The 25,676-nt window shown below is 66.8% G+C and carries 22 protein-coding genes; 11 read left to right on the top strand and 11 right to left on the bottom strand.

Annotated features, from left to right (window positions below):
• Positions 1-18 precede the first annotated feature (18 nt).
• Both ACH0AE_RS01715 and ACH0AE_RS01710 read left to right on the top strand, forming a co-directional pair.
• On the top strand, positions 19-1,113 hold the full coding sequence (locus tag ACH0AE_RS01715; RefSeq protein WP_294444011.1) for a DUF2336 domain-containing protein: 1,095 nt from the start codon (positions 19-21) through the stop codon (positions 1,111-1,113).
• The gene (locus ACH0AE_RS01710) at positions 1,110-2,444 is read left to right on the top strand and encodes a cell wall metabolism sensor histidine kinase WalK (protein WP_294444009.1); all 1,335 of its coding nucleotides are present in this window, start codon (positions 1,110-1,112) and stop codon (positions 2,442-2,444) included. Before ACH0AE_RS01715 ends, ACH0AE_RS01710 begins: the two co-directional genes overlap by 4 nt.
• Here ACH0AE_RS01710 and ACH0AE_RS01705 read toward each other — a convergent pair.
• On the bottom strand, positions 2,419-4,263 hold the full coding sequence (locus ACH0AE_RS01705; RefSeq protein WP_294444024.1) for an AcrB/AcrD/AcrF family protein: 1,845 nt from the start codon (positions 4,261-4,263) through the stop codon (positions 2,419-2,421). The genes ACH0AE_RS01710 and ACH0AE_RS01705 overlap by 26 nt on opposite strands.
• A gap of 131 nt (positions 4,264-4,394) precedes the next feature.
• Here ACH0AE_RS01705 and ACH0AE_RS01700 point away from each other — a divergent pair, with 131 nt between their 5' ends.
• Together ACH0AE_RS01700 and ACH0AE_RS01695 are read left to right on the top strand one after the other, a co-directional pair.
• Entirely contained in the window at positions 4,395-4,817 is a 423-nt protein-coding gene (locus tag ACH0AE_RS01700) for a GtrA family protein (RefSeq protein WP_294444008.1), read from the top strand.
• Between the two features lies 1 nt (position 4,818).
• Positions 4,819-5,547 (top strand): bifunctional 2-polyprenyl-6-hydroxyphenol methylase/3-demethylubiquinol 3-O-methyltransferase UbiG, encoded by a 729-nt coding sequence (locus ACH0AE_RS01695; protein ID WP_294444006.1) that lies wholly within the window; start codon positions 4,819-4,821, stop codon positions 5,545-5,547.
• A gap of 4 nt (positions 5,548-5,551) precedes the next feature.
• Here ACH0AE_RS01695 and ACH0AE_RS01690 read toward each other — a convergent pair whose 3' ends face one another.
• The 4 genes from ACH0AE_RS01690 to ACH0AE_RS01675 all read right to left on the bottom strand — a co-directional run bounded on the left by ACH0AE_RS01690 (position 5,552) and on the right by ACH0AE_RS01675 (position 11,246).
• Positions 5,552-6,568, bottom strand: a complete 1,017-nt coding sequence (locus tag ACH0AE_RS01690; RefSeq protein WP_294444005.1) for a glycosyltransferase family 2 protein — start codon at positions 6,566-6,568, stop codon at positions 5,552-5,554.
• A 108-nt stretch (positions 6,569-6,676) separates the two neighbouring features.
• The gene (locus tag ACH0AE_RS01685; RefSeq protein ID WP_406875391.1) at positions 6,677-8,488 is read right to left on the bottom strand and encodes a DUF885 domain-containing protein; all 1,812 of its coding nucleotides are present in this window, start codon (positions 8,486-8,488) and stop codon (positions 6,677-6,679) included.
• A gap of 160 nt (positions 8,489-8,648) precedes the next feature.
• On the bottom strand, positions 8,649-10,754 hold the full coding sequence (locus tag ACH0AE_RS01680) for a bifunctional (p)ppGpp synthetase/guanosine-3',5'-bis(diphosphate) 3'-pyrophosphohydrolase (RefSeq protein ID WP_294444003.1): 2,106 nt from the start codon (positions 10,752-10,754) through the stop codon (positions 8,649-8,651).
• Positions 10,755-10,883: 129 nt separating this feature from the next.
• The gene (locus tag ACH0AE_RS01675; protein ID WP_294444002.1) at positions 10,884-11,246 is read right to left on the bottom strand and encodes a CC_3452 family protein; all 363 of its coding nucleotides are present in this window, start codon (positions 11,244-11,246) and stop codon (positions 10,884-10,886) included.
• 157 nt (positions 11,247-11,403) lie between these two features.
• Here ACH0AE_RS01675 and ACH0AE_RS01670 point away from each other — a divergent pair, with 157 nt between their 5' ends.
• A complete protein-coding gene (locus ACH0AE_RS01670; protein ID WP_294444001.1) occupies positions 11,404-11,898 on the top strand; it encodes a helix-turn-helix domain-containing protein in 495 nt (164 codons plus the stop codon).
• A gap of 84 nt (positions 11,899-11,982) precedes the next feature.
• On the opposite strand, the gene ACH0AE_RS01665 is transcribed toward ACH0AE_RS01670, so the two are convergent.
• Positions 11,983-12,708: a dienelactone hydrolase family protein gene (locus ACH0AE_RS01665; RefSeq protein ID WP_294444000.1), complete on the bottom strand. Its 726-nt coding sequence runs from the start codon at positions 12,706-12,708 to the stop codon at positions 11,983-11,985.
• Positions 12,709-12,779: 71 nt separating this feature from the next.
• Here ACH0AE_RS01665 and gpmA point away from each other — a divergent pair, with 71 nt between their 5' ends.
• From gpmA to ACH0AE_RS01650, 3 genes are all read left to right on the top strand, one after another.
• Positions 12,780-13,466 carry a 2,3-diphosphoglycerate-dependent phosphoglycerate mutase gene (gene gpmA / locus ACH0AE_RS01660; RefSeq protein WP_294443999.1) on the top strand — a complete coding sequence of 229 codons (687 nt, stop codon included), beginning with the start codon at positions 12,780-12,782 and terminating at the stop codon, positions 13,464-13,466.
• Positions 13,467-13,482: 16 nt separating this feature from the next.
• The gene (rarD, locus tag ACH0AE_RS01655; protein ID WP_294443998.1) at positions 13,483-14,406 is read left to right on the top strand and encodes an EamA family transporter RarD; all 924 of its coding nucleotides are present in this window, start codon (positions 13,483-13,485) and stop codon (positions 14,404-14,406) included.
• 76 nt (positions 14,407-14,482) lie between these two features.
• Entirely contained in the window at positions 14,483-15,160 is a 678-nt protein-coding gene (locus tag ACH0AE_RS01650) for an NAD(P)H-dependent oxidoreductase (protein ID WP_294443997.1), read from the top strand.
• Between the two features lie 19 nt (positions 15,161-15,179).
• Here the strand turns inward: ACH0AE_RS01650 and ACH0AE_RS01645 are convergent, their stop codons facing one another.
• Complete coding sequence (locus tag ACH0AE_RS01645) at positions 15,180-16,433, bottom strand: putative DNA modification/repair radical SAM protein (RefSeq protein WP_406875390.1); 1,254 nt, start codon at positions 16,431-16,433, stop codon at positions 15,180-15,182.
• Positions 16,434-16,500: 67 nt separating this feature from the next.
• Between ACH0AE_RS01645 and ACH0AE_RS01640 the strand changes: the two genes are divergently transcribed.
• Positions 16,501-17,754: a hypothetical protein gene (locus ACH0AE_RS01640; protein ID WP_294442268.1), complete on the top strand. Its 1,254-nt coding sequence runs from the start codon at positions 16,501-16,503 to the stop codon at positions 17,752-17,754.
• On the opposite strand, the gene smc is transcribed toward ACH0AE_RS01640, so the two are convergent.
• From smc to ACH0AE_RS01620, 4 genes are all read right to left on the bottom strand, one after another.
• Positions 17,696-21,094 carry a chromosome segregation protein SMC gene (gene smc, locus ACH0AE_RS01635; protein ID WP_406875389.1) on the bottom strand — a complete coding sequence of 1,133 codons (3,399 nt, stop codon included), beginning with the start codon at positions 21,092-21,094 and terminating at the stop codon, positions 17,696-17,698. The two genes, ACH0AE_RS01640 and smc, sit on opposite strands and share 59 nt — an antisense overlap.
• Positions 21,095-21,255: 161 nt before the next feature.
• Positions 21,256-22,002, bottom strand: coding sequence for a thioredoxin domain-containing protein (locus tag ACH0AE_RS01630; RefSeq protein WP_406875388.1), 747 nt, complete (start codon positions 22,000-22,002; stop codon positions 21,256-21,258).
• A gap of 45 nt (positions 22,003-22,047) precedes the next feature.
• The gene (locus tag ACH0AE_RS01625; RefSeq protein WP_294442265.1) at positions 22,048-22,743 is read right to left on the bottom strand and encodes a thioredoxin domain-containing protein; all 696 of its coding nucleotides are present in this window, start codon (positions 22,741-22,743) and stop codon (positions 22,048-22,050) included.
• Positions 22,740-23,255: a DUF721 domain-containing protein gene (locus ACH0AE_RS01620; RefSeq protein ID WP_294442264.1), complete on the bottom strand. Its 516-nt coding sequence runs from the start codon at positions 23,253-23,255 to the stop codon at positions 22,740-22,742. The genes ACH0AE_RS01625 and ACH0AE_RS01620 overlap by 4 nt, the downstream gene beginning before the upstream one ends.
• A 26-nt stretch (positions 23,256-23,281) precedes the next feature.
• Between ACH0AE_RS01620 and ACH0AE_RS01615 the strand changes: the two genes are divergently transcribed.
• Both ACH0AE_RS01615 and ACH0AE_RS01610 read left to right on the top strand, forming a co-directional pair.
• The gene (locus ACH0AE_RS01615) at positions 23,282-24,319 is read left to right on the top strand and encodes an A/G-specific adenine glycosylase (protein ID WP_294442263.1); all 1,038 of its coding nucleotides are present in this window, start codon (positions 23,282-23,284) and stop codon (positions 24,317-24,319) included.
• Positions 24,316-25,674, top strand: coding sequence for a serine hydrolase (locus tag ACH0AE_RS01610; RefSeq protein WP_294442262.1), 1,359 nt, complete (start codon positions 24,316-24,318; stop codon positions 25,672-25,674). Before ACH0AE_RS01615 ends, ACH0AE_RS01610 begins: the two co-directional genes overlap by 4 nt.
• Positions 25,675-25,676: the final 2 nt, after the last annotated feature.

Here is a 25,676-nt window from a genome sequence, read left to right as displayed (position 1 = left end):
CGCGCTACGGCAGCCTTTATGTCGGTCGATTCAAACGGCGAAACGGGGCCTCTGGCCTACGACGCCGCTCCTTTGCTGGCGCGCGCGGCCAATGCGGATCGCCGTGCAGACGCGCGGCTGAGGAAGGCGGTCGAGGACTTCTTCCTGGGCAGCGAAGATCGGCTTGATGATCGCGCGCGAGCGGCACTGAATGTGAGACTTGGCGCGATCCTGCGTTCGACCGAGCAAGAGCTCCGCGATCACGCGTCGCCGTATCTCCTCAGCAATGGCCATGAACCTAAAGATGTGTTTGGGGCGCCTGGCACGACGGCGCGGCGGCTGGTTGTTAGCGGGCTTCTGCGGGATCGGAAGCTGGTCGCCGAACTGCTGAACCAGGTGCAGCAGGAGCTGCTGGAGGAGGGGTTGCGGTCGAACCGCCCGCCGGGCGCGGCACCCGGCTTACTGGTTAGGCTCATTGCCAGTGCGGACGGTACGGTCGCGAGTACGGCATCAGCCTTTCAGTTCGCCAGTGTCAGTCGGACCGATCCCGACGCTATGACCGCGCGCGAGTTGCCCGAACCTCTTTATCGGCAACTTGTCTGGGATTTGGCAGCAGCTACGAGAGCTGGCGCCACCAGCGGGGCTGTTCCGCAGGGTGTGATTGACGAAGCCTTGCAATCTGCAAGCCGCCGGATGCTGGCGACGCACGATGAAACGACGCGACTGGACGACGCCGCGATGAGGTTGGCTGGCGCGCTCATCAGGTTCCCGGACGAAATTGAGAACCATCTCGTCGGCGCGGTAGAGGATGGCGAACTGGCGCTGTTCGGCGCGCTCCTGTCCAAGTCTTTGAGCGTCGATTTCGATGAGGCGCGCCTGATTGTCCTGGACCCGGACGGCGATCGCCTCTGGGTCGGTCTGCGAGCACTCGATGTCGATCGCGCAACGATCGCCCGCATCGGACTGGCGCTTGGGGACGCCGATCCCCGGCGCGACATCGAGGCCTTCGCTGACGAGATTGACGCCATTGCAGCGGTTCCGAGCGATCGAGCCAAGGAGGCTCTCGCGCCATTGATGCTGGATCGAGATTTTCGTGCCGCACTCAGCGATCTCCGGCGGGCGGACGCACAATGATCGAGGGCACGATCTTCACCGCACGGGTCGATCGCGAAGACCGCCTGGTCGAGGCCGACTCGAGCTTCATGGCAATGAACGCACGCGCAGGCGGGGCAGTGGGTGAGCGCTTGGCGGCGCCGCAGCTGGCGACCATCGTTCGACTGGCGCGAAGACTGCGTATCCTGGTGTCGCGGGCGGTCACCCTGGCGGATGGCGAGGTGGATATCGATTGCTGGGTGCGTGCAACTCCGAGCGAAGATGGCGTGACTTTCGCGGTCTCTCCGGTTCGCGAGCGCCCGGCATGGCGGCCTTCGCGCGCAACTGGCGCCGTTCCGGCGCCGATTGGCGCGGATTGGACATGGGAGACGGATGCCGGCCTCCGGATTCAGCGGTTGCCGATGGAAGCCGGCACGAGGCATGGCTTCGACGCGCGCGCCGCACTTGGGCAGCCGCTGACAAAGCTGTTCACGCTGGACAGCGACGAACATGGCGTGATGCCGCTACTAGAAGCGGTCGCGGCGCTTGAGGACTTCGAGAAACAGCCGGCGACACTGCGAGAGAGTGGTGGAAAGGTGATGCTGGCGGGAAACGTGCGCCGTGACGCTGCTGGTGCATTCGCGGGTTTCACGGGGGCCACCTTCCATCAGCCGCTGGCGCCGCTGCGCGATGCGGTTGCGCTCGGCAACGCATTCAATCGCAGGCTCGACACGATCCTGCGCGGGCCGCTTGGCCGCATCGTGGCGAGCGCGGACAGCATCAATGCCGCGGCCGACGGCCCGATCGACCCGCACTACGCCGATTACGCCGCAGACATCGCGAACGCCGGACGACATCTGATGGGGTTGATCGACGACCTAGCCGACATCGAGGCGATCGAGCGTGATGACTTCACCGTGGACGACGAGGGGATCGATCTGGCGGACGTCACACGCCGTGCAGCGGGGCTCTTGGCGGTGCGGGCTGCCGATGCCGGCGTCACGATCGATCGCGGCGATCTGGACCAATCGATCCCGGCGCATGGTGAATTTCGGCGTTCGTTGCAGATCATGGTCAACCTGATCGGCAATGCCGTGCGCTATTCCCCGCGTGGCGCGACCGTGTGGCTGCGATTGCAGCACGACGGCACGCGGGCGATCGCCATAGTTGCCGATCAAGGCAAGGGGATCGCTGCTGAAGATCAGGACAGGATCTTCGGCAAGTTCGAACGGGTTGACCCGTCGGAATCGGGCGGCAGCGGGCTTGGCCTCTATATCGCGCGCCGTTTGGCGCGTGCGATGGGTGGCGATCTAACGGTGGACAGCGCGCCCAATGAGGGCGCGCGGTTCATTCTGACGTTGCCCGCCGCGTAGCGGGCGCTGCTTGCGTATTGGTGGGGCGTGGCCCCGTCAGCGGCGCATTATAGTCGATCTTGAACAATCGCAGCGGCGAACCCTTCGGAAGCGGGATGGGCGTTAACCAGGGGAACTTCTCCGCCTGCGCCAGGCGGCTGTAGAAGCCTTCGGGTGCGCGGTCCCGATAGACGGTTGACTCGGCCATGTTCGGGCACACCAGCATCATGGTCGCGCCATGCTGCCGCATGATCTCGCGTGCCTGCGCTGGCGAGCCTTTGAAGGCGTGCTGCACGTCAAGAATCGCACCGCCATTGCGGTGATAGGGGCCCGCGATCGCGCTGTGGTGGGTTAACGCAATGAGTCGTGGACCAAGATCGACGAAGGTGAAGATCGTCTGGCTTGGCAGGCGATCGAGCGGGTCCATCGCCGGCATCGTCATGCAGCGGCCGGTGGCCCGGTTGACGCGCTGCACATAGGGCTTGGGGCGGTCGATCGGGAACCACTTCAATGCAAGGCCCGCAAACAGCCCCGAAATGACGACGAACACCGTCACTGTGCCGAAGACGCGCACGAAGATCGACTTGTGGCCGAGCAGCCACGGAAGCACGATCCAGCCAAGGGCGGTGACACCAGGAATTGCCATCACCTGCGCCGCGGGCCCGGCGCGCACCTGCCACAGCAGCATCAGCATCGCGAAGATGGCGAACAGGCCGACGCAGGCCCAGCCGAGGATGGCAGGCGTGCCGCGCGCCCGCCAGGTGGCGATGGCGGCACCGATCAGCCCCATCACCGGCAATGCGGCGAGCGGCAGGCCGACGCGTAGCGGATGCCGGTAGATGGGTTTTGCTTCCCGCACGTTGCCGAGCCAGTTGGCATAGAGTTCGTCGGACACCTGCTCAGGCCGGCCGAGGCATTGCGGGAACAGGGCAACGAACCCCCCAACGATGATCGCGCCAGCAAGAGCGGCAAGGCCGAGGCGCGCCGGGCGGTTCGCCGGCGAGAGAAGCGCCATCAGCGCGAGCAGCGCGCCGGCTGCTACGAACACGCTGAGCCACACCGGGGTGAGTGCGTCACAGCGCATCACACGATTGGCTTCAGAGGCGAAGATCGCGAAGCCGGCCGCGCATCCGCCGCCAAGCGACAGGGCGTAGGTGAGCAACCGCCGACGTTCAGCGCCGTCCCATACCCAGCGCAACGTGATGATCGCGCCCGCCATCGCGCAATACGGCAGCATCTCGAGCCCGATGGTAAGCGACACCGCGCTGGCGAGGCCCACAGTGGTGCCACCGCGCGGGCCATTGGGATCGCATAGGCCGGCAACCGTCAGGCTGAGCATCGCAAGCTGCCAGCCGTGATGATCGATGCGGTCGGGCATGAACATCAGCAGCGCGACCGTCGAACCCATAAGGAAGACGATGGCGAGCGGCCAGGCGAGCGGGTTGACCAAGCGGCGGACGGTGGCGCCGATACCGATGAAGGTGATGCTGAGCGGGATGAGCGGCGCGATGCCACAGGCGAGTTTCTCGGCCTCGGCCACGCCCACAAACGGACGCAGCAGGATGATGAGGCCGGCGATCGGCAGGTCGACGATTCGCGACCAGTGGATGTCGAACCCTTCCGGCGGGTTCAGCCGATAGTTGCGCAGATCGTACCAGCCCTGGCCGTCCAGCAAGGCCCGGACCTGCATCAAGCGCATGTTGTCGTCGGTGTCGCCAAGCGAGAGCCACTGGATCGCGCTCCAGCGTTGGATGACGAAATAGATCGCGATCACCAGCCACGCGAGCAGCGTCAGCTTGATCCAGTGCCGATCGAGTTCAGCGGCTAACGGATGGCGCATCTGCTTCACGGGGCTTTCCTCGCTGGCGCCAGCGCTCTAGACGCCCGCCACATTCTTCGGATCGCGCTGGTCGTGCCGGCGCTTTTCGGGGTACGGCTCGCCTCTAGCTTCGGGGGCATAAAGGGCAAGGCGTGGACGCGGTTCGCAACAAGTTCCTTTCCGAGGAGGCGCGGGAAACCCTCGGGCAGATCATCCGTTTCGGCATCGCCGGCGGACTGGCGACCGTGTGCTATGCGCTGGTTTATTCGCCACTGGCTGCATTCAAGATCACGTCGGAGCAAGTGGCGAATATCTGCGGCTATTTGGTAGCGATGCTGTCCGGATACGTGCTCCACAGCAAGTGGAGCTTTCGCGGGCACAGTGCCTCGGCGAAATCTTCTGCGCCAAAATTCTTCGCGGTCTCGCTCGTCAGCTTCGCGGCGAACACCTTCTGGGTGTGGCTGCTGACGGACGATGCCATGCTGGCAGGGCCGTGGTGGTGGCCGCTGATCCCAATCGTCTTCGTGACGCCGGCCGTCACCTTTGCACTCAATCGCTTGTGGGTATTCGCCTGATATGGATCGCCGCGTCTACGATCGCATGGCCGAGCATGATTCCACCCATTGGTGGTATCGCGCCCGGCGGGACATCCTAGCGGATTATCTGACCCGCGAGGGTGGGCTGCCGGCGCAAGCACGCATCCTGGAGATCGGCTGCGGTACCGGACACAACCTGCCGATGCTGGCTCAGTTCGGCAGTGTCGAGGCGATCGAGATCGATCCGGCAGCCCGGGAGATCGCCAGCAAGCGTCTCGGCAGGGACGTGGGTGCGGCGCCGCTGCCCGGCCTGCCCGGCGTTCCCTCCGGCCATTACGATCTGATCGCGGTTCTCGATGTGGTCGAACATATCGAGGATGATGTCGCGGCACTGCGGGCCATGCGCGAGCGACTGGCGCCCGGCGGGAAGATCCTGATCACCGTGCCGGCGCATCAGTGGATGTGGAGCGCGCACGACGTGGTGAATCATCATCACCGGCGTTACTCCAAGGCAACGCTGGTGAAAGCGATCGAGGCGGCGGGCCTACGGCCGCGCAAGCTTGGCTATTTCAACTCGCTTCTGTTTCCGCTCGCCGCCGGCGCGCGGATTGCGGGGCGGCTGACCGGGCGCGACGACAGCGATGATTCGCCCCCGCCCGCACCGGTCAACAAGCTGTTCGAGACGATCTTCCGGCTGGAGCGTCATCTGGTCGGGCGGCTGCCAATGCCGCCCGGTGTGTCGATCGTCACGCTGGCGGAGCCCGCCTGAAGGCTTACTTCGCGGTTTCGCGGGCCAGATCACGCGGGGAGACAATCGTGCGCTCTGCCTGGAAGCCGAGCGTTGCGCGGCGCTGCACGGTGCCGGCGATGTCGGCCACCAGATACAGCGGGCGGCGCTTCGATTCGATGTACAGACGCCCGAGATATTCGCCGATCATGCCGAGTACGAACATCTGGACGGCACTCAGCACCGTCACGACCAGCATCGTCGACGTCCAGCCCTGCACCGGATCGCCTTCGAAATAACCCCAGGCGATATAGAGCAGGAGCAGCACGGATGCGCCGGCAAGCGCCACCGAGGCATGGCTGGCGAACCGCAATGGCGCCGTGGAGAAGCCGGTGACTGCGTCGAGCGCGAGCCGGATCATCTTGCTGATCGGGTAATTGGTTTCACCTGCGTGCCGCTCTGCGCGATCATAGGCGAAGGGGACCTGACGGAAGCCGATCCACGCGACCATGCCGCGAATGAAGCGGGCCTGTTCGGGAAGCGACAGCAGGGCATCAAGCGCGCGGCGCGACATGAGGCGGAAATCGCCGGTATCGAGGGGGATCGGCGTGTCGGTGAGTCGATCGAGCAAGCGATAGAAGGCGGCAGCGGTGGCCTTCTTGAACATGGTTTCACCAGCGCGCTTGCGGCGCACCGCATAGACCACGTCCGCCCCTTCACGCGCCATCGTCTCGCGCATGTCGGAAAGGAGCTCTGGCGGGTCCTGCAGATCCGCGTCGATGATCAGGATCTGCTCGCCGGAACACAGATCAAGTCCGGCGGTGAGCGCCAGTTGGTGGCCATGATTGCGCGACAGGTTGATCGCCACGAGCCGCGGATCTGTGGCCGCGAGATACTGCATGATGGCCCAGCTATCGTCTCGCGATCCATCGTTGATCAGGACGATCTCATGGTCGTCGCCGACCGCGGCGCGTGCCGCGGCAGACACACGCTGGTGGAGCAGGGGAAGCGTCGCCGCTTCATTGTAGCAGGGGATGACGATCGAAAGTGCAGGACGGTGCATGATGAGGGGCGGTCTACAGCCCGCCACTTATGAAATCACGTGGAACTTGGAGTCTTCCTGCGTCCGGCCGGGGCGTGCCCGCGCCGGATGCAGGGCAGGTAGCTCCGTTCAGGCGCGGGCCTGCTCCTCGACCAGCCGCTCCATGATCGTCAGCGGCACGGCGCCATATTGAAGCACTTCGTGGAACTGCTTCAGATCGAATTTGTCTCCGCGGATCTTCTGCGCCGTTTCGCGCGCGCGAACCCACGCAGCGTGGCCGACCTTGTAGCTGCAGGCCTGGCCAGGCATCGTGCAGTAACGCTCGACCTCGCGCTGCGAGCGCGGGCGGGCGAAGCCGACCGTCTGGACCATGTAGTCGGTTGCCTGATCGCGGGTCCACTTCTTGGTGTGGAGACCCGTGTCTATCACGAGGCGCGCGGCGCGGAAGAGGTAGCTCTGCAGGAAGCCGGCGCGTTCCAGCTCGTCGGCATAGCCGCCGAGTTCGTCCGCTACGCTTTCGGCATAAAGTGCCCAGCCTTCCGAATAGGCGCTGAAGAAGGAGAGGTTGCGCAGCAACGGCTGCTTCGCCTTCTGTCCGATCGAGATCTGCAGGTGATGGCCCGGCACCCCTTCATGGTAGGTGAGGCTGGGCAGCGAGTACTTCGGCCAATCGGCGACGCTCTTGAGGTTGATCCAGTAGATTGCCGGGCGCGACCCATCGAGTGCGGCGCGATTGTAATAACCATTCGATGCGCCGTCCTGGATTTCCACCGGCACTGCGCGGATATCGAGCGGTTCGCTGGGCGGATTGAGGAAGGCCTGGCTGAGCTTCGCCGTCAGCGCGGCATTGCCGTCGTTCAGGCTCTTGATCAGCTCAGCGCGGCCCTCGGCGGTATCGGGATAGAGCTGGTCGGCACGAACGTTGAGGATGTTGAGGCGCTCGGCGACGCTGCCGCTGGTCAGGCCCTGCTTGCGCAGGATCGCATCGAGTTGCGCGCTGATGTCCGCAACCTGCTCGAGGCCCATCTTGTGGACCTCTTCCGGCGTGTACTTGGTGGTGGTCGCCTGCTCGAGTGCGGCGGCGTAGATCTCGTCGCCCCGCGGGATATCCCAAATGCCGGCCGAGCTGCGCGCCTTTGCGCGAAGGGCCTTCACCAGCGCGATCTGGCGATCGAGCGCGGGGTAGACCTGCGTCTCGACAATCTTCGCGGCGCGGCCCTGCCAGTCGCCCGGGATGTTCTTCGCGGCGGCGCGCTTTGCGACGGACTGTGCAAGGCCGTTCTCGGCGGGCGCTGGCGAGCGCAGCTTCGCCATCTGGCCGAGCGCGAGATCGAGCGAGAAATCAGGCGCGAGATAGCCGCGCGCTGCCTCTTCCTTCTGCTGCGCGCTGTCCTGATCGAGGCTGTTCGCGAAGGCGGACAGGCGGCTGATGTAGGCTTCGCAATCCTCTGCATTGTTGATCGTGTGCGCCGAGTTCAGGAAGTCAGGCCCAGAGAAATAGGCGCCCGCCTGCTGGGTGATCGTGAAGGGGCGCTGCACGCCATCGAGGTTAAACTTGTCGCGGGGGAGCGCGCGGCTCTCGAGTGAATAGAGGATCACCTCGCGATCAAGCTTCGAGCGGGGCGAGAGGGGAGCCGGATCGAAGGCGCGGATCGTGGTGATCGACTGCTTCAGCTCTGCATGATTGCGCGCCTTTGCGGCGGGCGAATCGTCGGACAGGAGGTGCTTCAGGCGGGCGTTCGGGCCCTTGTCCATGCCCAAGGAGGTGGCCAATTCCGGTGAACGCTGGAGCGTCTTTGCGAAAATCTGGTCGAAAATGGCATTTAAACGGGCGTCAGCGGGATTTGCCGGCGTGGCATTGGTCTGCGCCCGGAGCGCTTCGGGCAGGAGCGCGAAGGCAGAGGCGGCGCTGGCAGAGGCGAGGAAGCGACGGCGATCCAAGGGCTTGAGCCTTTCGTTAAGTGACGCCGCGGTTCTAAGCAGGGCAGCAATAATGCCGCAAGTGGAACGATCGACTTCTTTTCGTGTGCGGATCGTGCCGTCGGCGCATCAACGAGATAGCCTGGCGGGCAAGGCGTGGGACAGCAGCCCGCCGCGTGGATCAGACGCGTTCGGCGGCATTGATCGCGTCCACTGCGCGAAGCGCGGCGAGGAGGCGCATCAACTGGTGGGCGTCGTGCACTTCCACATCGATGATGTTGGTGTGGAACTGCGTGTCGCGGGTATCGAGCCGCAGGTTGATGATGTTCGCCTTGTGCTGGCCGATGATCGTGGCGAGCACGCCGAGCGCGCCCGGCTCGTTCTTGATCTCGACCGCGATGCGGGCCGTGGCGCCTTCGGTCTTGTCGCCCCACTGAACGTCGATCCAGTCGGTTTCCTCGTCGGAGCGTTCGGCAAGTTCGGCAAGCGTCGAACACGTGATCGCATGGACCTCGATCGAAGCGTCCGGCCGGCGCAGGCCGACAATGCGGTCGCCGGGCACCGGGTGACAGCATTCGCCAAGCTCGTAGGCGACGCCGGGCGCCAGGCCTTCGATCGAGATCGCCGAGGATTGCGGCGGCGCATGCGCGACATCGGCGCCGGCCGAGCCCGGCATCAGCGCCTCCATCACCTGCGCATCGGTGAGCGTGCGGCGGGCGATCGCCTGCATCAGCACGTTCTCGTCCGGCATCTTCAGGCGCTTCAGCGCTTCCTTCAGCGCATCCTGCGCAAGCGGAGCGGGAAGGCGGCTGACGATATCGTCGTAGAGCTTGCGGCCGAGCGCCACGGTCTGATCGCGCTCCACCTGGCGAAGGTGGCGGCGGATCGCGGCGCGTGCCTTGCCGGTAATGGCGAAGTTCAGCCAATTGGGCTGCGGCACCTGCGCCTGAGAGCGCAGAACCTGCACCTGGTCACCATTCTCGATCACCGTGCGCAGCGGCACGACGCGGCCGTTCACCTTCGCCCCGACCGCCTGATCGCCAAGATCGGTGTGGACGGCATAGGCAAAGTCGATCGGCGTCGCGCCTTTGGGCAACTGGATCAATTCCCCCTTCGGCGTGAAGGCGAAGATGCGATCCTGGTACATCGCCATGCGGGTGTGCTCGAGCAGCTCCTCGGGGCTGCCGGCAGTGTCGAGGATCTCGACGAGGTCAGCGATCCAGCTCTGCTGTGCCTGCGGGCTCGCCTTCTCGCCCTGCTTGTACGCCCAATGCGCGGCGAGGCCGAATTCCGCCTCCGCATGCATTTCCTCGCTGCGGATCTGGATTTCGACGCGCTGATTCTCGTTGTGGATGACGGTGGTGTGCAGCGAACGATAGCCGTTGCGCTTGGGCGTCGAGATGTAATCCTTGAACCGCCCCGGGACCATCGGCCATCGCCGGTGAATGTGCCCAAGCGCGGCATAGCATTGGTCCTCGTCCTTCACGATGGCGCGGAAGGCCATGATGTCGGACAGCTGCTCGAAGCTGATGTGCCGTTCCTGCATCTTGCGCCAGATGCTGTAGGGATGCTTCTCGCGGCCCGAGACTTCCGCGTCGATGCCGCTGCGGGCGAGCAGGTCCTTCAAGCCCTGCTTGATCTTCTCGATCCGGTCTCCGCCGCCGGCCTGAAGCTGCTCCAGCCGACGCGTGATCGATTCGTATGCCTCCGGCTCGAGTTGCTGGAAGGCGAGCGTCTGCATCTCCTTCATGAACTCGTACATGCCGATCCGCTCGGCGAGCGGGGCGTAGATATCCATCGTCTCGCGCGCGATGCGCTTGCGCTTGTCCGGGTTCTTGATGTGGTGGAGCGTGCGCATGTTGTGCAGCCGGTCCGCGAGCTTGACCAGCAGCACGCGGATGTCACCGGACATGGCGAGCAGGAACTTGCGAAGGTTTTCCGCGGCGCGCTCGCTCTCCGTCTGCGCCTCGATCTTCGACAGTTTGGTAACGCCATCGACCAGCCGCGCGACGTTGCCGCCGAACAATTGCTCGATCTGCTCGGTCGTGGCGACCGTATCCTCGACGGTGTCGTGGAGGATCGCGGTGGCGATTGTCTCGTCATCGAGGTGAAGCTCGGTCAGGATGCCGGCCACCTCGATCGGGTGGCTGAAATAGGGATCGCCGCTCGCACGTTTCTGCGTGCCATGGGCATTGACCGAGAACACATAGGCGCGGTTCAGCAGCGCCTCATCGGCATCAGGGTCATACTCAAGGACCCGGTCTACAAGTTCATATTGACGCAGCACGGATCAGATTTGGGGCCGCTGCCCCTTGCAATGCAACAGAAAAGCCTGTGGGCCGAGCGCCACAGGCAACAAAAAGAGCCCGCGCTGACCAGAGCGCGGGCCCTTCTCGTTTACCGGCGGGAGTGCCGATCAGTTGGCGGGAACGGCCGTCGCGTCCGTCTTGGCGACGACGGTCTTGATGCCCTTCGCCTTGGCGTTGCATGCGTCGAGTTGCGCCGTATCGAACGCCTTGCCGTTGGCGACGAAGCCCGAGAGCTGGCCCGCGCTGCGGGCGACGAGCTGGCAAGCCGCCATTTCGCGCATCGGTGCATTGACCGTGACGAAGGCGCCGTCGCGGACGTTCCAGGCGGTGTCGCGGGTCATCAGCACCGACTTGGCGGGTGCGTTGACCGGGGTGGCGACATAGGCGCCGGACGACGGCTGAGCCGAAACACCGGCGGCAGCGAGCAGAGCAGCGGACGCAAGAATGGACTTGGCGATAACGCGAATCATGATGTGCCTCCGGAGAGTAAGTTGCTGATCGCTACCTAGATGCTGCAGATGCGAGTTGCAAGAGAAAACTCGCAGTTGCGAGTTGCATTGAGCAACCTTTATTTTCTATTCGGTTAGTAGAGGTGATGCGGTACGTTGAGATTGAAGAGGAAATTTCATGGGTGAGCTGCGCGAGCCACTGAACGAATGCAGCCTGCCGGCGGCGCTCGAGTCGATGGGTGAGCGCTGGGCCTTCCTGATCCTGCGCGCCGCCTTCAACGGACTGCAGCATTTCGAGGAGTTCCAGTCCGAACTCGGCATTGCCCGCAACATCCTGGCCAATCGACTGGCCCGGTTCGTCGAACATGGCATCATGGAACGCAGATCCCTGCCGGAAGATCGGCGGAAGATCGCCTATTGCCTGACCGACAAGGGGTATGCGCTGCTGCCGACGATGGTGGCGCTGCGCCAATGGGGTGAGCGCTGGGAGACCGGCTGCCCGGCCTTCCCGGTATTGGTCGACGCGCGCGACTATCGCCCCGTGCAGCAGGTCGCGGTGCTGAGCCATGACGGCCGTGTGCTGGGAAAGCACGATCTCCACTGGGCGCTGCCGGGCGATGTTCGCGACGATGACACCGACGTGGCCGGGGGTGTGCCGGAGGCGGCGGAATAGCGCCGGCCGATCACCCTAAGTGACAGAGAAAGCGGGAGCCCGGGTTCAAACCAGGTTCCCGCTTTTTTCTTTAGGGCTGCCGGATCAGACGAAGAGTTCGGCAAGGAAGTCGCTCATCGCCTTCCAGCTGCGGCGATCGGCGCGCTCGTCATAGGCGACGCCCGGTGCGGCTGGCTTGACCAGCGCGGCATCGGTGAAGGCGTGGCCGGCATTGCCGTAGGCGTGGATCTGCCAATCGGCCTTGCCCTCAGTCAATTCACGGCCAAGCCCGACCATCGCATCGGGCGGGCAGAGCGGATCTTCCCAGCCGTGGCAGACGAGTAGCTTCGCCTCGATCGGCGAGACATTGGCGTAATCCGGTCGATCATAGACGCCGTGGAAGCTGACGCCGCCCAGGATCGGCAGGCCGGCGCGCGCCATGTCCAGCACGCATTTGCCGCCGAAGCAGAAGCCCACTGCGGCAAGCTTCGTCGGATCGACCGCCGAAAAGCTGCGCAGCGCCTCCAGCGAGGCGGCAAGCCGATCGCGCAGCAGGCCGCGATCGGCATCGAGCAGGTTCATATATTCAGGGGCGTTCTCGCTCTCGCGCGTCTTGCGCTTGCCCTGGCCATAGACGTCGCAGGCGAGTGCGACGTAGCCGAGCTTTGCGAGATCCTCCGCCTTCTGATTGTCCGATTCCTTCTGGCCCAGGATGTTGGGGCAGACGAGCACGCCGGGGCGCGGCGTTTCCACTTCGTCTTCCCAGGCGATCACGCCTTCGAACGGGCCGCCGGGGCCGTCATACACCAGCGTCTGTCGAACGATTGCCATCGTAGCTCTCCCGTGTTGCTCGTGCGCGCCAAGCCGCTACAGACCGCATCCGACCACCGCAAGGAGCCGGCATGCCAACTCTCGTCCTGATCCGCCACGGCCAGTCCGCCTGGAACCTCGAGAACCGTTTCACCGGCTGGTGGGACGTGGATGTGACCGAGAAGGGCGCGGCCGAAGCCAAGGCGGCGGGCGAACTGATGGCGGCCAAGGGCCTCGATTTCGACCTGACCTTCACCTCGCTGCAGACCCGCGCGATCAAGACGCTGAACCTGGCGCTCGAGGCGATGGGCCGGCTGTGGCTGCCGACCGAAAAGCACTGGCGGCTGAACGAGCGCCACTACGGCGGACTGACCGGCCTCAACAAGGCGGAGACCGCGGCAAAGCATGGCGAGGAGCAGGTGCATATCTGGCGCCGCAGCTTCGACATCCCGCCGCCGGCGGCCGAAGCGGGCGGGCCGTACGACCTGACCAACGACCGCCGCTATGCCGGGATCGACGTGCCCGCGACGGAGAGCCTGAAGGACACGATCGCACGCGTGCTGCCCTATTGGGAGGAGCGCATCGCGCCGGCGCTGAAGGACGGGCAGCGCGTGCTGATCTCCGCCCACGGCAATTCGCTGCGCGCGCTGGTGAAGCATCTGTCGAATATTCCCGACGACGAGATTACCAGCCTGGAGATCCCGACCGGCCAGCCGATCGTCTATGAGCTGGCGGATGATCTGTCGGCGATCGACCGTTACTACCTGAGCGAACGCTGACGATCGGTCGGCGCCCGTGACGGAGACTTCCGCCCGCGGCGGCCTGCTGCTGGGGCTGGGCGCCTATACCTTCTGGGGTGTCCTGCCGCTGTACTTCCGGCTGCTGAAAAGCGTGCCGGCGATCGAGGTGCTTGCGCATCGCGTGATCTGGTCGCTGGTGCTGCTGATGGTGGTGGTGACCGTGATGCGGCGCTGGGAGGCGATCCGCGCGGCGATCAACCGGCGCACGCTGGGCATCCTGGTGATCAGCGCGGCGCTGATCGGCGTGAACTGGCTGATCTATATCTGGGCGGTGAATGCCGGGCACACGCTGGCCGGCAGCCTTGGTTACTTCATCAATCCGCTGCTGAACGTGGCGCTCGGCGTGATCGTGCTGAAGGAGCGGCTGCGCAAATGGCAGGGGGTGGCGATCGGGCTGGCCACCGCGGGCGTGCTTGCCATGGCGTTCGTCGCGCTCGACACCTTGTGGATATCGCTGTCCTTGGCGGCAACGTTCGGCCTCTACGGACTGGCGCGCAAGGTGGTGGCGATCGATTCGCTCGGCGGGCTGCTGGTGGAGACGGTGCTGCTGGCGCCGCCGTCGCTTGCCTATGTGCTGATACTCGGCGCAGAAGGGGCAGGGGCTTTCGGTGCGTCGCTGAGCACCGACGCGCTCCTGATCCTGCTGGGTGCCTTCACCGCCCTGCCGCTGCTGATGTTCGCCGCCGCGGCGCGGCTGCTCCCTTATTCGACGCTGGCGCTGCTCCAATATGTCGCGCCGACGCTGCAGTTCATCGTCGCAGTGGCGGTGTTCGGGGAGCCGCTGCGGCCGCTGCACCTCATCGTTTTTGCGCTGATCTGGACGGGGTGCGCGGCCTTCGCCTGGGATACGGTGCGCGGCGCGCGATCGGCGGCGCGGCTGCGGCGCGAGGCGGCCGACGTAGCGCCGGCAGCGTCCTGAAAGCCGCGACCAAGGTTCGTTTCCGCCTCGCGACCATGCTAGACCGGCGGGGAACACGAACCACGGAGTTGAGATCATGACCAAACCGGCCCTGCCGGCGATCCGCCATCACCTGGTCTTCGCCAATCCGCGCCGGGACAGCTTCGACGGCCAGATCGTCGACCGCTATGTCGAGACGGCCGAGAGCTTCCACCAGGAAGTGATCGTGCGCGACCTGTATGCCATGGGGTTCGATCCCGTGCTGCGCGACGAGGAGCGCCCGTCCCCGGACGGCGAGGCGCATCCTGCGCCAGACGTCGCGGCGGAGCTGGAGCTGCTGCAATCGGCGCAGATCGTGGTGCTGGTCTATCCGATCTGGTTCGCGCTGCCGCCGGCGATCCTCAAGGGCTATGTCGATCGCGTCCTTGGCTCGAACTACAGCTATCGCGACGTGCAGCAGCAGTCCGGCCATCCCGCGGTGAAGGGCAAGCCGCTGCTATCGTTCAGCACCTCGGGCACGTCGCTCGCCTGGCTGCACGAGAAGGGACAAGTGGGATCGCTGCGCGAGATCTTCGACGCCTATCTGTGGCAGGGGCTGGGGATGACCCGTGCCGAGCACATCCGGATCGACTCGGTCGTGCCGGGGATGGATGCGCAATATGCCGCGGAGCAGCTGGAACGCGTGCGGGCGACCGCGGAGCGCAATTGCGCCATGCTGCTGAGCGCGCGGCAGGCGGAGAATACGGCTAACGTCACGTCGCGCGCCGGCGGCTGAGCGCCTACGGCAAGGCGGATCAGGCGGCGAAGAGCTCCAGCTGGCGCTGCTGCTTGCGCGGCGAGACGAGCTGCTTGAGATCCGCCTTGTCGGTGAGCGTCACCGGGCGCCAATCCGCGGTGACGATGAACGGGCGGATCTTGGCGATCGAGACGGTGAGCCGGGCGACGTCATCAAGCCCCAGGCGGCGCCAGCGGCGGCTGGTGAGGATGTTCGCCACCGCCTTGGTGCCGAGCCCCGGCACGCGCAGCAACAGTTCGCGCGGGGCACGGTTCACGTCGACCGGGAAGCTGTCACGGAACTTCAATGCCCAGGCGAGCTTGGGATCGATATCGAGCGGGAGCATGCCGGTGGCATCATCCGCCGCGGCGACGACTTCCTTCGGTTGAAAGCCATAAAAGCGCATCAGCCAGTCCGACTGGTAGAGGCGATGCTCACGCATGAGCGGCGGGCGCTGCAGTGGGAGGACGGCGGAGGCGTCCGGAATCGGGCTGAACGCGGAATAATAGACGCGGCGAAGATCGAAGCGGTCGTAGAGCGTCGCTGCCTTGGTGACGATATCCCCGTCGGTCGCCGCATCGGCGCCGACGATCATCTGCGTCGATTGCCCGGCCGGCGCGAAGGTGGGGGCTGACTTGTAGCGCTTCTTCGCGTCGCGCGTGTCGAGAATCGAGGATTTGAGGCCCCTCATCGCGCCCTCGATCCGGCCATTGTCCTTTTCCGGCGCCAGTCGCTTCAGGCCGCTGACGGTGGGAAGTTCGACGTTGATCGACATGCGATCGGCGTAGAGGCCGGCCTGGTGGATCAGCTCCGGATCGGCATCCGGAATGGTCTTGAGGTGAATATAACCGCGGAAATGGTGATCCTCCCGGAGTGAGCGGGCGACCTCGACCAGTTGCTCCATCGTGTAGTTGGACGAGCCGATGATGCCGGAGGAGAGGAACAGCCCCTCGATATAATTGCGCCGGTAGAAGGAGAGCGTGAGGTTCACGACCTCCTTCGCGGTGAAGCGCGCGCGGCGGACGTTCGAACTCTTGCGGTTGATGCAATAATGGCAGTCGAAGATGCAGCTGTTGGTGAGCAGGATCTTCAGCAGGCTGATGCAGCGGCCGTCCGGCGCATAAGCGTGGCAAATGCCCATGCCCTCGGTCGAGCCGATGCCCTTGCCGTCGCGCGAGTTGCGCTTGGTGGTGCCGGATGAGGCGCAGGACGCATCATATTTCGCTGCATCCGCAAGGATTTCCAGCTTCTGACTGACATCGAGTTGCGCCATTTGTTCTCTATAAGTTCTTCTGTATGGCTTGTCGACCGTGTCACATTCCGCGCGTAAGCCGTCGGCCATGCGATTGCTGCGCGTCGATCATCCCGGGCCTTACCTGCTGTTCGCGCTAACCTGCCTCGCCGGCTGGTGGTTCAAGGCGCATTGCGGGGCGATCTGGCTGGGTGACGAGCAGTATCTGACTGGCTGTTATTCCGATGCGGTGCCCTTCTGGGGATTGCGCGGGGTGGCGGCGGGGCAGTTGCCGTACATCGAGGCGCGGATCGAATATCCGGTGCTGACCGGCGCGCTGATCTGGCTGGAAGGGCTGATGGTGCGCAGCATCGGCGGCGCGCGCGGCGACGCATTCGATTTCCTGCTGGTCGTCTCGATCGTCAATGCGGCGCTTGCCTTCGCCGTGCTGCGGATGATGGAGCGGGCCGGGGTGCCGCTGAAGCGGCGATGGTGGTGGGCCGCCGCGCCGCCGCTCGTGCTGTACCTGGGCCACAATTGGGACATGCTGGCCGTGGCGCTGGCGGTCGCAGCGTTCCTTGCGGCACGGCGCGGAGAAGCGGCGAGCAGCGCCGCGCTGGCGGCGATCGGGACGGCGGCAAAGCTGTTCCCGGTGCTGCTGCTGCCGCTGCTGGGGCTGGGGGCGCTGTTCCGACGTGGCTGGGACTGGCGGCTTCGGATTCTTTCGGCGGCCGGGCTGGCGGCGATCGCGATCCTGTTTTGGGGCGCGCTGAATTTGCCGATCGCGCTTCGCGCCTTCGAGCGCTGGGCTGAATTCTACACTTTCAGCCAGGCGCGCAGCGGCACGGCGGCATCGGTGTGGGAGATCATGAGTGTGCAGGGCTGGCGGTGGACCGATGTCGCGACGCGCAACCTTGGCTCATTCCTGGTCTTCGCCGGCGGCGCGGCGGCGATCATCGTGCTCGGATGGCGCCGGCATGGCGACACGTCCTGGGTGCTGTTCACCCCGGTGCTCGCCTGGTTCCTGCTGACCAACAAGGTCTATTCGCCGCAATTCGACTTGTGGCTCTATCCCTTCCTGCTGCTGATCTCGCGCCGGCTATGGCCCGTCGCGTGGTTCGTGCTTGGCGATCTCGCGGCGTACTGGGCGGAGTTCTGGTTCTTCGCCTCGCCCGGCGCCGCCGGCATGGGGGTGACGCAGGGCCATATCGCGGTGGCAGCGGCGTTCCGGGCGGCGGCGATGCTGTGGATCATCGTGGATGCGGTGCGCAGCCCGGCGCCAGCTTGGCTGGTGGAGCAGGCACTCACTCCGCCGCCAGCAATGTCTCCGCTGCCTGAAGGTCGACCGAGACCAAACGGCTGACGCCGCGCTCGATCATGGTGACGCCGAACAGGCGGTGCATGCGGCTCATCGTGACGGCATTGTGGGTGACGATGAGGTAGCGGGTCTCCGTTTCGCGGGTCATGCGATCGAGGAGGTCGCAGAAGCGCTCGATATTGGCGTCGTCGAGCGGGGCATCGACTTCGTCGAGGACGCAGATCGGCGCTGGATTGGTGAGGAACAGGCCGAAGATCAGCGCGACCGCCGTCAGCGCCTGTTCGCCGCCGGACAGAAGCGTGAGCGACTGGAGCCGCTTACCGGGCGGCTGCGCCATGATCTCCAGCCCGGCCTCGAGCGGATCGTCCGAATCGACCAGTTCGAGATGCGCCTGGCCGCCGTTGAAAAGGGTGGTGAAGAGGCGCCGGAAGTGACCGTTCACCGCCTCGAACGCGGCAAAGAGGCGCTGGCGCCCTTCGCGGTTCAGCGTACCGATCGACCCGCGCAGGCGATTTACCGCCTGACCAAGCTCCTCGCGCTCCGCGGCGTTGCCGCTGGCGCCGGCCTCGAGCTCCGCCAGTTCCTGTTCGGCGACGAGATTGACCGGCCCGATTCGCTCGCGGTCACGGACGAGCTTGTCGTGCGCGGCGGCTTCGTCCTGCGGCGAGCGGACGTCGGCGCTGTCGAAGCCGACCTTTTCCGGGAGGACGGGGGCGGGGCATTCGAAGCGCTCGCCCGAGACTCGGTCGAACTCGACGCGACGAAGCTCCTGGCTTTCGGCCCGCGCGGCGGCACCGGCGCGGACCTCGCGTGCCTCGGCGAGCGTTTCGCCGGCGCGGCGGGCGGTCTCCTCGCTCTGCCGTAGCGCGGCCTCGGCGGCGCGTTCGGCGGCGGCGAGATCGTCGGCAGCTTTGCGCGCGGAGTCATGTGCGGCGGCGGCCTCGGCGATCGCTCCGGCGAGTTCGTCAGGGCGCGCAGAGATGGCGGCGGTCTCGGCGGCGATCTCCGCCTCGCGCTTGCCCATGTCGGCGATTCGCCGGGCGGCATCTCCGGCGCGGGCGCGCCAGCTTTTCACATCGGCCTGGGCGGCGGCGAGGCGGGTGCGGGCGTCCTCCGCGGCGCGTTCGATGGCGGTGCGGGCGGCGCGCGCCTCGGCAACGGCGGCGCGGCGGTGCTCCGCCTCGCGCTGGAGGGTGGTGACGGTGGCGGGGGTGGCGCTGGTATCGGGCAGCGCCGTGAGAGCCGTGGCGGCGGCTTCATGGTCGCGCGCGGCTTCGTCGCGTTCGGCTGCGGTCCGCGCAGCGCGGGCGTCGAGGTCGGCACGCAGCCCGGCGAGCCGCTCGATCTGGGCGGCGGCGCGGTCCTGCCGGGTACGCGCGTCGCGTGCCGTCGCATCGGCGCGGGCGAGCTGCTCGCGCGCGGTGCGCGCAGCCGTGCGGGCAGAGGCGATCGTCGCTTCCTCGCCGGCAAGATCGGCTTCGGCCACTGCCACGCTCTCGCGGGCAGCGGGGAGCGCTTCGTCGATCGCGGCGAGGCGGTTGAGGCGTTCGAGCCGCTCGGCAGCCGCGGCGCCGCCTTGTTTCGCGACATAACCGTCCCAGCGGCGGAGCTGGCCGGTCCGGGTGACGAGGCGTTCGCCGGGGGCGAGCGGGCGCTGATCGTCGGCGTCGAGGACGATGATGTGGGCGAGGCGGGGGGCGAGGAGCGGCGGCGCGGTAACGTGGTGGATGAGGCGGTCGGGCGGAGCGCCGACACCTGCATCTGCGGTAGCGTGGACATCCGACCAATAGGCGTTGGCTTGCTGATCGAGACCGATCTCGAGGTCGTCGCCCAATGCCGCGGCGAGGGCGCGTTCATAGCCGGGGGCGGCGCGGACATGATCGAGCAGGCGGTCGCGGCCCTTGCGTTCGGTGGCGCGACGCAGCGCCGTGGCCTCGCTGTCGAGTGCGGCGAGATCGGCGCGAGCGGCGGCGCGCGTGGCTTGCGCTGCGTCTCTCGCGGCGAGGGCGGTGCGTTCATTGGCCTCTGCCTCGGCCTGGGCGGCGCGTGCGGCGTCGGCCTCCTCGAGGGCGGCGGCAAGCGTGGCGGCGGCTGTGTCGCGGTCGCGCTCGAGCGGTGCGGCGTCACCGAGCGCGGCGAGCTGCTGTGCGACTTGTGCCGCCTCCCGCTCTGCCCGGTCGAGGCGGGTTCGGGCGGCAGTGGCGGCGGCGTGCGCGACGCGGGCGTCGGCCGCTTCGGCGGCCTGACGGGCGAGGGCCTGGGCGAGCGCGACTTCGGCGTCGCGGGCAAGGCGTTCGGCTTCCGCGAGTGCGGCCTCACGAGCCGGCAGGTCGGTCGCGGCACCGGCGATGGCGGCCTCGAGCGACTTGCGCTCGGCATCGAGCCGGGCGAGCGCTTCGGCGGCGTCGTTGGCGAGCGCGCCCTCGCGTGTTCGATCGTCGGCGATACGCGCGGCGGCCTGCGCCAGTTCGGCGAGGCGGCGACGGGCGGCCTGTTCCTCGGCGCGCAGGCCCGCGAGTTGGTGGGCGAGTTCACCGCTTCTGTCGCGCGCTTTCAGCGCGGCAGCGCGCGCGGTGGCCAGCTTGTCCGTTGCCTGCGCCTGATAGGCTGCGGCGGCGCGCTGGGCCTCCGCCGCCCCGGCGACGCGAGTTTCGGCCGCCGCCGCTTCGGCCTTTGCTGCGTCCGCAGCGGCGGCGGCATCGCGCCAGCGCGCGAAGATCATCCGCGCCTCTGCAACGCGGATCTGGGCAGAGAGGGTTCGGTATTTCTCCGCTTGGCGCGCTTGGCGGCGAAGCGCGGCAGCGCGCGCTTCCTGGTCGGCGATGACCTCGTCGAGACGTTCGAGGTTCGCCTCGGTTGCGCGCAGTTTCTGCTCGGCGTCGCGGCGGCGGACATGGAGGCCAGCGATCCCGGCCGCTTCCTCCAGCATGGCGCGGCGGTCGGTCGGCCTGGCCGCAATGACCGCGCTGATGCGGCCCTGGCTGACGAGCGCCGGCGAGTGGGCGCCGGTCGCGGCATCGGCGAAGAGCAGCGACACGTCCTTCGCGCGCACGTCCTTGCCGTCGATACGGTAGGCGCTGCCGGCGCCGCGCTCGATGCGGCGGACGATCTCGGTCTCGGCGCCGTTCACTTCGGCAAGCAGGGACACTTCGGCGAAGTCGCGCGCCGGGCGCGTGGCGGTGCCGGCGAAGATCACGTCTTCCATGCCCGCGCCGCGCATCGATTTCGCGCTGTTCTCGCCCATCGTCCAGCGCAATGCTTCGAGCAGGTTGGACTTGCCGCAGCCGTTGGGGCCGACGACGCCGGTCAGCCCCGGCTCGATGCGCAGATCGGCAGGATCGACGAAGCTCTTGAAGCCGGAGAGGCGGAGGCGCTTGATCTGCACGGGTGAGGTATCAAGACGCGGTTGTCGAACGAGCGCAAGAGGCGGAAAGCGCGCCCGTTCGCCTCGAGCGCGCCGAAGGCCATGTCACGGGCAGGACGCGCAGTGACATGGCCCTCGGGCAGCCTCAGATCGAGCGGCTGTGGCGGGCCGCTGACGGCAGGTCAGGCGCCGGCGTTCTTCAGCGCTTCCTCAACCTGCGGCCAGCTGGCGGCGTTGAGCTTTTCGCCGTTCAGGATGAAGGTCGGCGTGCCGGTGACGTCCTTGTCGCGCATCGCGGTTTCGGAGACCTTGGCGACCGCCTCGATACGGGCGGGGTCCGCAAGGCACTGGCGCGCCTGCTGCTCGGTGAGGCCGCGCTGCTTCGCCCAATCGATCACGCCGAGATACTCGACCCAGGCGGTGGCCTGTTGTGCCGGGCTCATGCCCTGGAGGCGCTGCTGGAAATCGGCCGGGACCGTCTCGAGCTTCGAGAGGAACTGGTCCTGATCGACGAACATCTGTTCGAGCATGCCGAAGAACGGCCCTTCGCCGGCGCACTGGCCGATCAGCGCGACGCCAAGGTCAGGCGCGTGGACGAGGAAATCGCGGAACTCGTAAGAGACCTTGCCGCTCTTGATGTAATTGTCCTCGAGCGGGCGCGTGCCGGTGCGGCCGAAGTTGCCGCAGGTGGGGCAGGTGCGCGAGCCGTATTCGACAAGCTTCAGCGGGGCGTTGGGATTGCCCATGACGAAGCCGCCGTCGGCCGTCTTGCTGACCACCTGGGTCCAGTCCTGACCCGCGGGCGCCGGCGTCGCGGCAATCGAATTGGCGGGCGCGGAGGTCGAATTGCCGCTGTTGTCGCCGCAGGCGGCGAGCATCGCGAGCGCGAGCCCGAGGATCGGGGCGGTGGCGGCGGTACGCAGCTTCATTCTTCTACTCCGTTCAGATCACGTCAGTCGTCGGCCGGGGCCAGATCAGCGCGCGCCGGCAGCGCGCAGCATGGGTTCGAGCGCGGCCCAGTCGGTGCGCTCGATCAGCTTGCCGTTCAGTTCGAAGGTGGGCGTGGCGTTGATCTTGCCCTGCAGCGCCTGCGCCACCTGAAGCGTCTTGGCGAGGTTCGCCTCCGTGGCGAAGCAGGCGTTGATCGCAGCGTCCGTCATGCCGGCAGCCTTGGCGATGTCGGTGAGGCCGGCGCCGTTCGCGAGCGTGCGCATCTTTTCGCCCTGGGTATTGCCCGCCGGCGACTGGCCGCTCGCCGCATCGAATGCGACCGCCTTGTTCAGCCATTCGTCCTGCCGGGCGTACAGCAATTCGTGCATCTTGGGGAACACGGCGGGCCCCGAGCAGCGCGCGAGCGTCGCGGCGATCAGATCGTAGCGGTCATGGATCGAGTTGCGCACTTCGAGGCTGGTCGAGCCCGACGCGATCATCTTGCCCTTCAGCACCGCCGCCGAGTCGCGCGCGAAATGGCCGCAATGGGGGCAGGTGTAGCTGACGTATTCGATCAGCTTCACCTTCGCCTTGGGATTGCCGATGACATAGCTGCCCTCCGGCGCCGGCGTCGCGACCGCAGTCCACGGCTTTTGCGGGGCGGCCACCAGCGGCGCGGCGAAGGGGACGGCGAGCGCACCAAGGAGCATGGGCGCGGCGAGCGCGAGGAGCTTCTTCATCTGATTGTTGGCAGTCCGCTGCTGGCGCCGATGCCGGCGGCAAGCGCCTCCAGCACGGCCTTGAGTTCGGGATCGGCGATGGTCTTCAGGCTGTGGCCAAGCTCGGCCGGGACGGGCCGCGCTTCCGGCACGACGCGGGGCTTGGGGCGGGGGGCGACATCGCCCTGGCGGATCGCGACCTTGGCGACGGCGGGATAGCCGAAGAAGCGGTTCACCCGCTCCATGATCTCGGGCACGACGTGCTGGATCATCACCGCATGCGCGCTGCGCGCGACGAGGGTGAGGGTGCCGTCCTGCTTCTTCCCCATCGGGAATTTGATCGATTCGGGCGAACTGGCGGCGGCCAGCTTCTCGCCGACGATCTCCGGCCAGCGCGTGACGATCGAGGATTGAATGAAGCCGAAGCGCCGGAATGCCGCCCCGCCGACGCTGGGCAGCAGTTCGGACACCTGGCGCGAGCGGTTCGACCGCGCGGGTTCCTGTTTCGGGGGGGCGCCGGCGCGCTTGCTCATCCGGCGCTCCATGCCATAGCCGGGGCGTGGACGCCAAGCGCTCGATCGCCCTTACCCTGCTCGATTGGTACGATCGTCATCGTCGGACGCTGCCGTGGCGCGCGCTGCCGGGCGAGCGCGCCGATCCCTACCGCGTGTGGCTCTCCGAAGTGATGCTGCAGCAGACGACCGTGGCGACGGTGCGCCCGCGATTCGAGGCGTGGGTGGCGCGCTGGCCGGATGCGGCGAGCCTCGCCGCGGCGGACGAGGCGGAGGTGATGGCCGCCTGGGCGGGGCTTGGCTATTACGCCCGGGCCCGCAACCTGGTGCGCGCCGCCCGCGCGATCGCGACCGACCATGGCGGCGCGCTGCCCGATACCGAGGAGGCGCTGCGCGCCCTGCCGGGGCTTGGCGATTACACCGCGGCGGCCGTGGCGGCGATCGCCTTCGGGCGACGCGCAGTGGTGATCGACGCCAATGTCGAACGCGTGGTGGCGCGGTTGTTCCGGGCAGCCGGGAAGCGTGCCGTGCGCGCCGCGGCGGAGACGGTGACGCCGGACGCGCGGGCGGGCGATTTCGCGCAAGCCATGATGGACCTGGGCTCCGCGATCTGCACGCCCAAGCGCCCGAAATGCCTGCTCTGCCCGCTGGAGGCGGACTGCGCGGCACACGCGGCGGGGGAGGAAGAGGCATTCCCGGTCAAGCCGGCAAAGAAACCGCGGCCGGCGCGGTTCGGGACGATCTTCTGGCTGGAGCGCGAGGGTGTGGGCGGCAGGCGCGACGTGCTGCTGGTGCGGCGGCCGGCGAAGGGCCTGCTCGGCGGGATGCGCGCGCTGCCGACCGGGCCGTGGGAGGAGAGCCAGCCGGGGCTCAGCGGCGCGCCGGCAGCGGTCGATTGGGTGATGCTGAACCAAATTGTCGCCCATGGATTCACGCACTTTACGTTGGAACTCGCGCTTGCCGTGGCGCGGATGGACGCGCATTCAGCGACGGCCGATGGCGAATGGTGGCCGGCTGATGAACTCGCCGACGCCGGATTGCCGACGGTGTTCGCCAAAGCGGCGGCTGCAATAGGGAGGGAATGATGAGGGGCAAGTGGCTGGTCGGAACAGTGGCGGCAGTGGCGCTGGCGACGGGGGTCGGCTCTGCCCGGCAGGCCCAGCCCAAGCCGCAACCGGGCCCGCAACCCGCGCCCAACGCCGCGGCTCCCCGTGGCAATCCGCTGCTGACAGAAACGCAGGCGCTGTTCGACGGCCTGGTCCAGTCGGACAAGATGCCCGGCATCGTCGGCGCCTTCGGCATCGGAGACTTCCCGACCCAGTTCGTGTCCGCCGGGAAGATCGCGGATGGTGCCAATGCACCCGCCGCGGGGCCTGACAGCCTGTGGCGCATCTATTCGATGACGAAGCCGATCACCGGCATGGCAGCGATGCTGCTGGTGGAGGACGGCAAGATCAGCCTCGACGATCCGGTGAGCAAGTACATCCCGGCCTTCGCCAACATGCGGGTGCTGACCAATCCTGACGCGTCGCTGGACAGCGCGCCGGCGAAGAACCCGATCCTGATCCGCCACCTGCTGACCCACACGGCGGGGCTGAGCTACAACATCTCCGCCAAGGGGCCGCTGCTGAAGGAATATGAGCGGCTGGGCATCCTGCCGGCGCAGGTGAACACGCAGCTGGAGGCCAAGGCTCGCACGACACGCCCCGCCACGCTGGCGGAGTTCGCGAACCGTGTCGCGAGCGTGCCGCTGATCGCGGAGCCGGGCACGAAATGGGTCTACTCGATCGGCCTCGACGTGATGGGCGCGGTGATCGAGAAGGCGAGCGGCATGCCGTTCGACCGGTTCGTCCAGACACGGCTGCTCGATCCGCTGGGCATGACATCGACCTATTGGAGCGTGCCGGCGAGCGAGGCCGGGCGGCTGTCGACCAATTACGTGTTCGTGGGCGACAATCGCACCCCGATCGACCCGGGAGCGACCTCCGTCTACCTCCAGCCGCCGAGCTTCCCTTATGGTGGCGCAGGCCTCGTCTCGAGCGCGCGCGACTACGACCGGTTCCTCCACATGCTGAGCAACGGCGGGACGCTGGACGGCAAGCAGGTGATGAAGCCGGAGACGGCGGCGCTGGCGATGTCCAACCTGTTGCCGCCGGGCGTTGCCTTTGGTGGCATCGGCGGCGGCACTGGCGGCGCGATGTCAGCCAAGATGGGGTTCGGCGCGGGCGGATCGGTCTATCTGGAGGATGCCCCCAACGGTGGACCGTCGAAGGGCACGTACGGCTGGGGCGGCGCGGCGGGGACGATCGCCTGGGTTGATCCCGCGCGGAAGATGCGCGGCACGATCATGGTGCAATATTTCCCGGCCGAGAAATGGGGCCTGCGGCAGAGCGTGCCTGCGGCGCTCGCGCGCGACGCGATGCGGTTGCACGGCAAGTGAGC

The sequence above is a fragment of the Sphingomonas sp. 179-A 2A2 NHS genome, from assembly GCF_045371305.1.
Classification (GTDB): Bacteria; Pseudomonadota; Alphaproteobacteria; order Sphingomonadales; family Sphingomonadaceae; genus Sphingomonas.
Note: the sequence above shows the minus strand (reverse complement) of the source record. Positions and strands in the feature narration are given on the sequence as shown.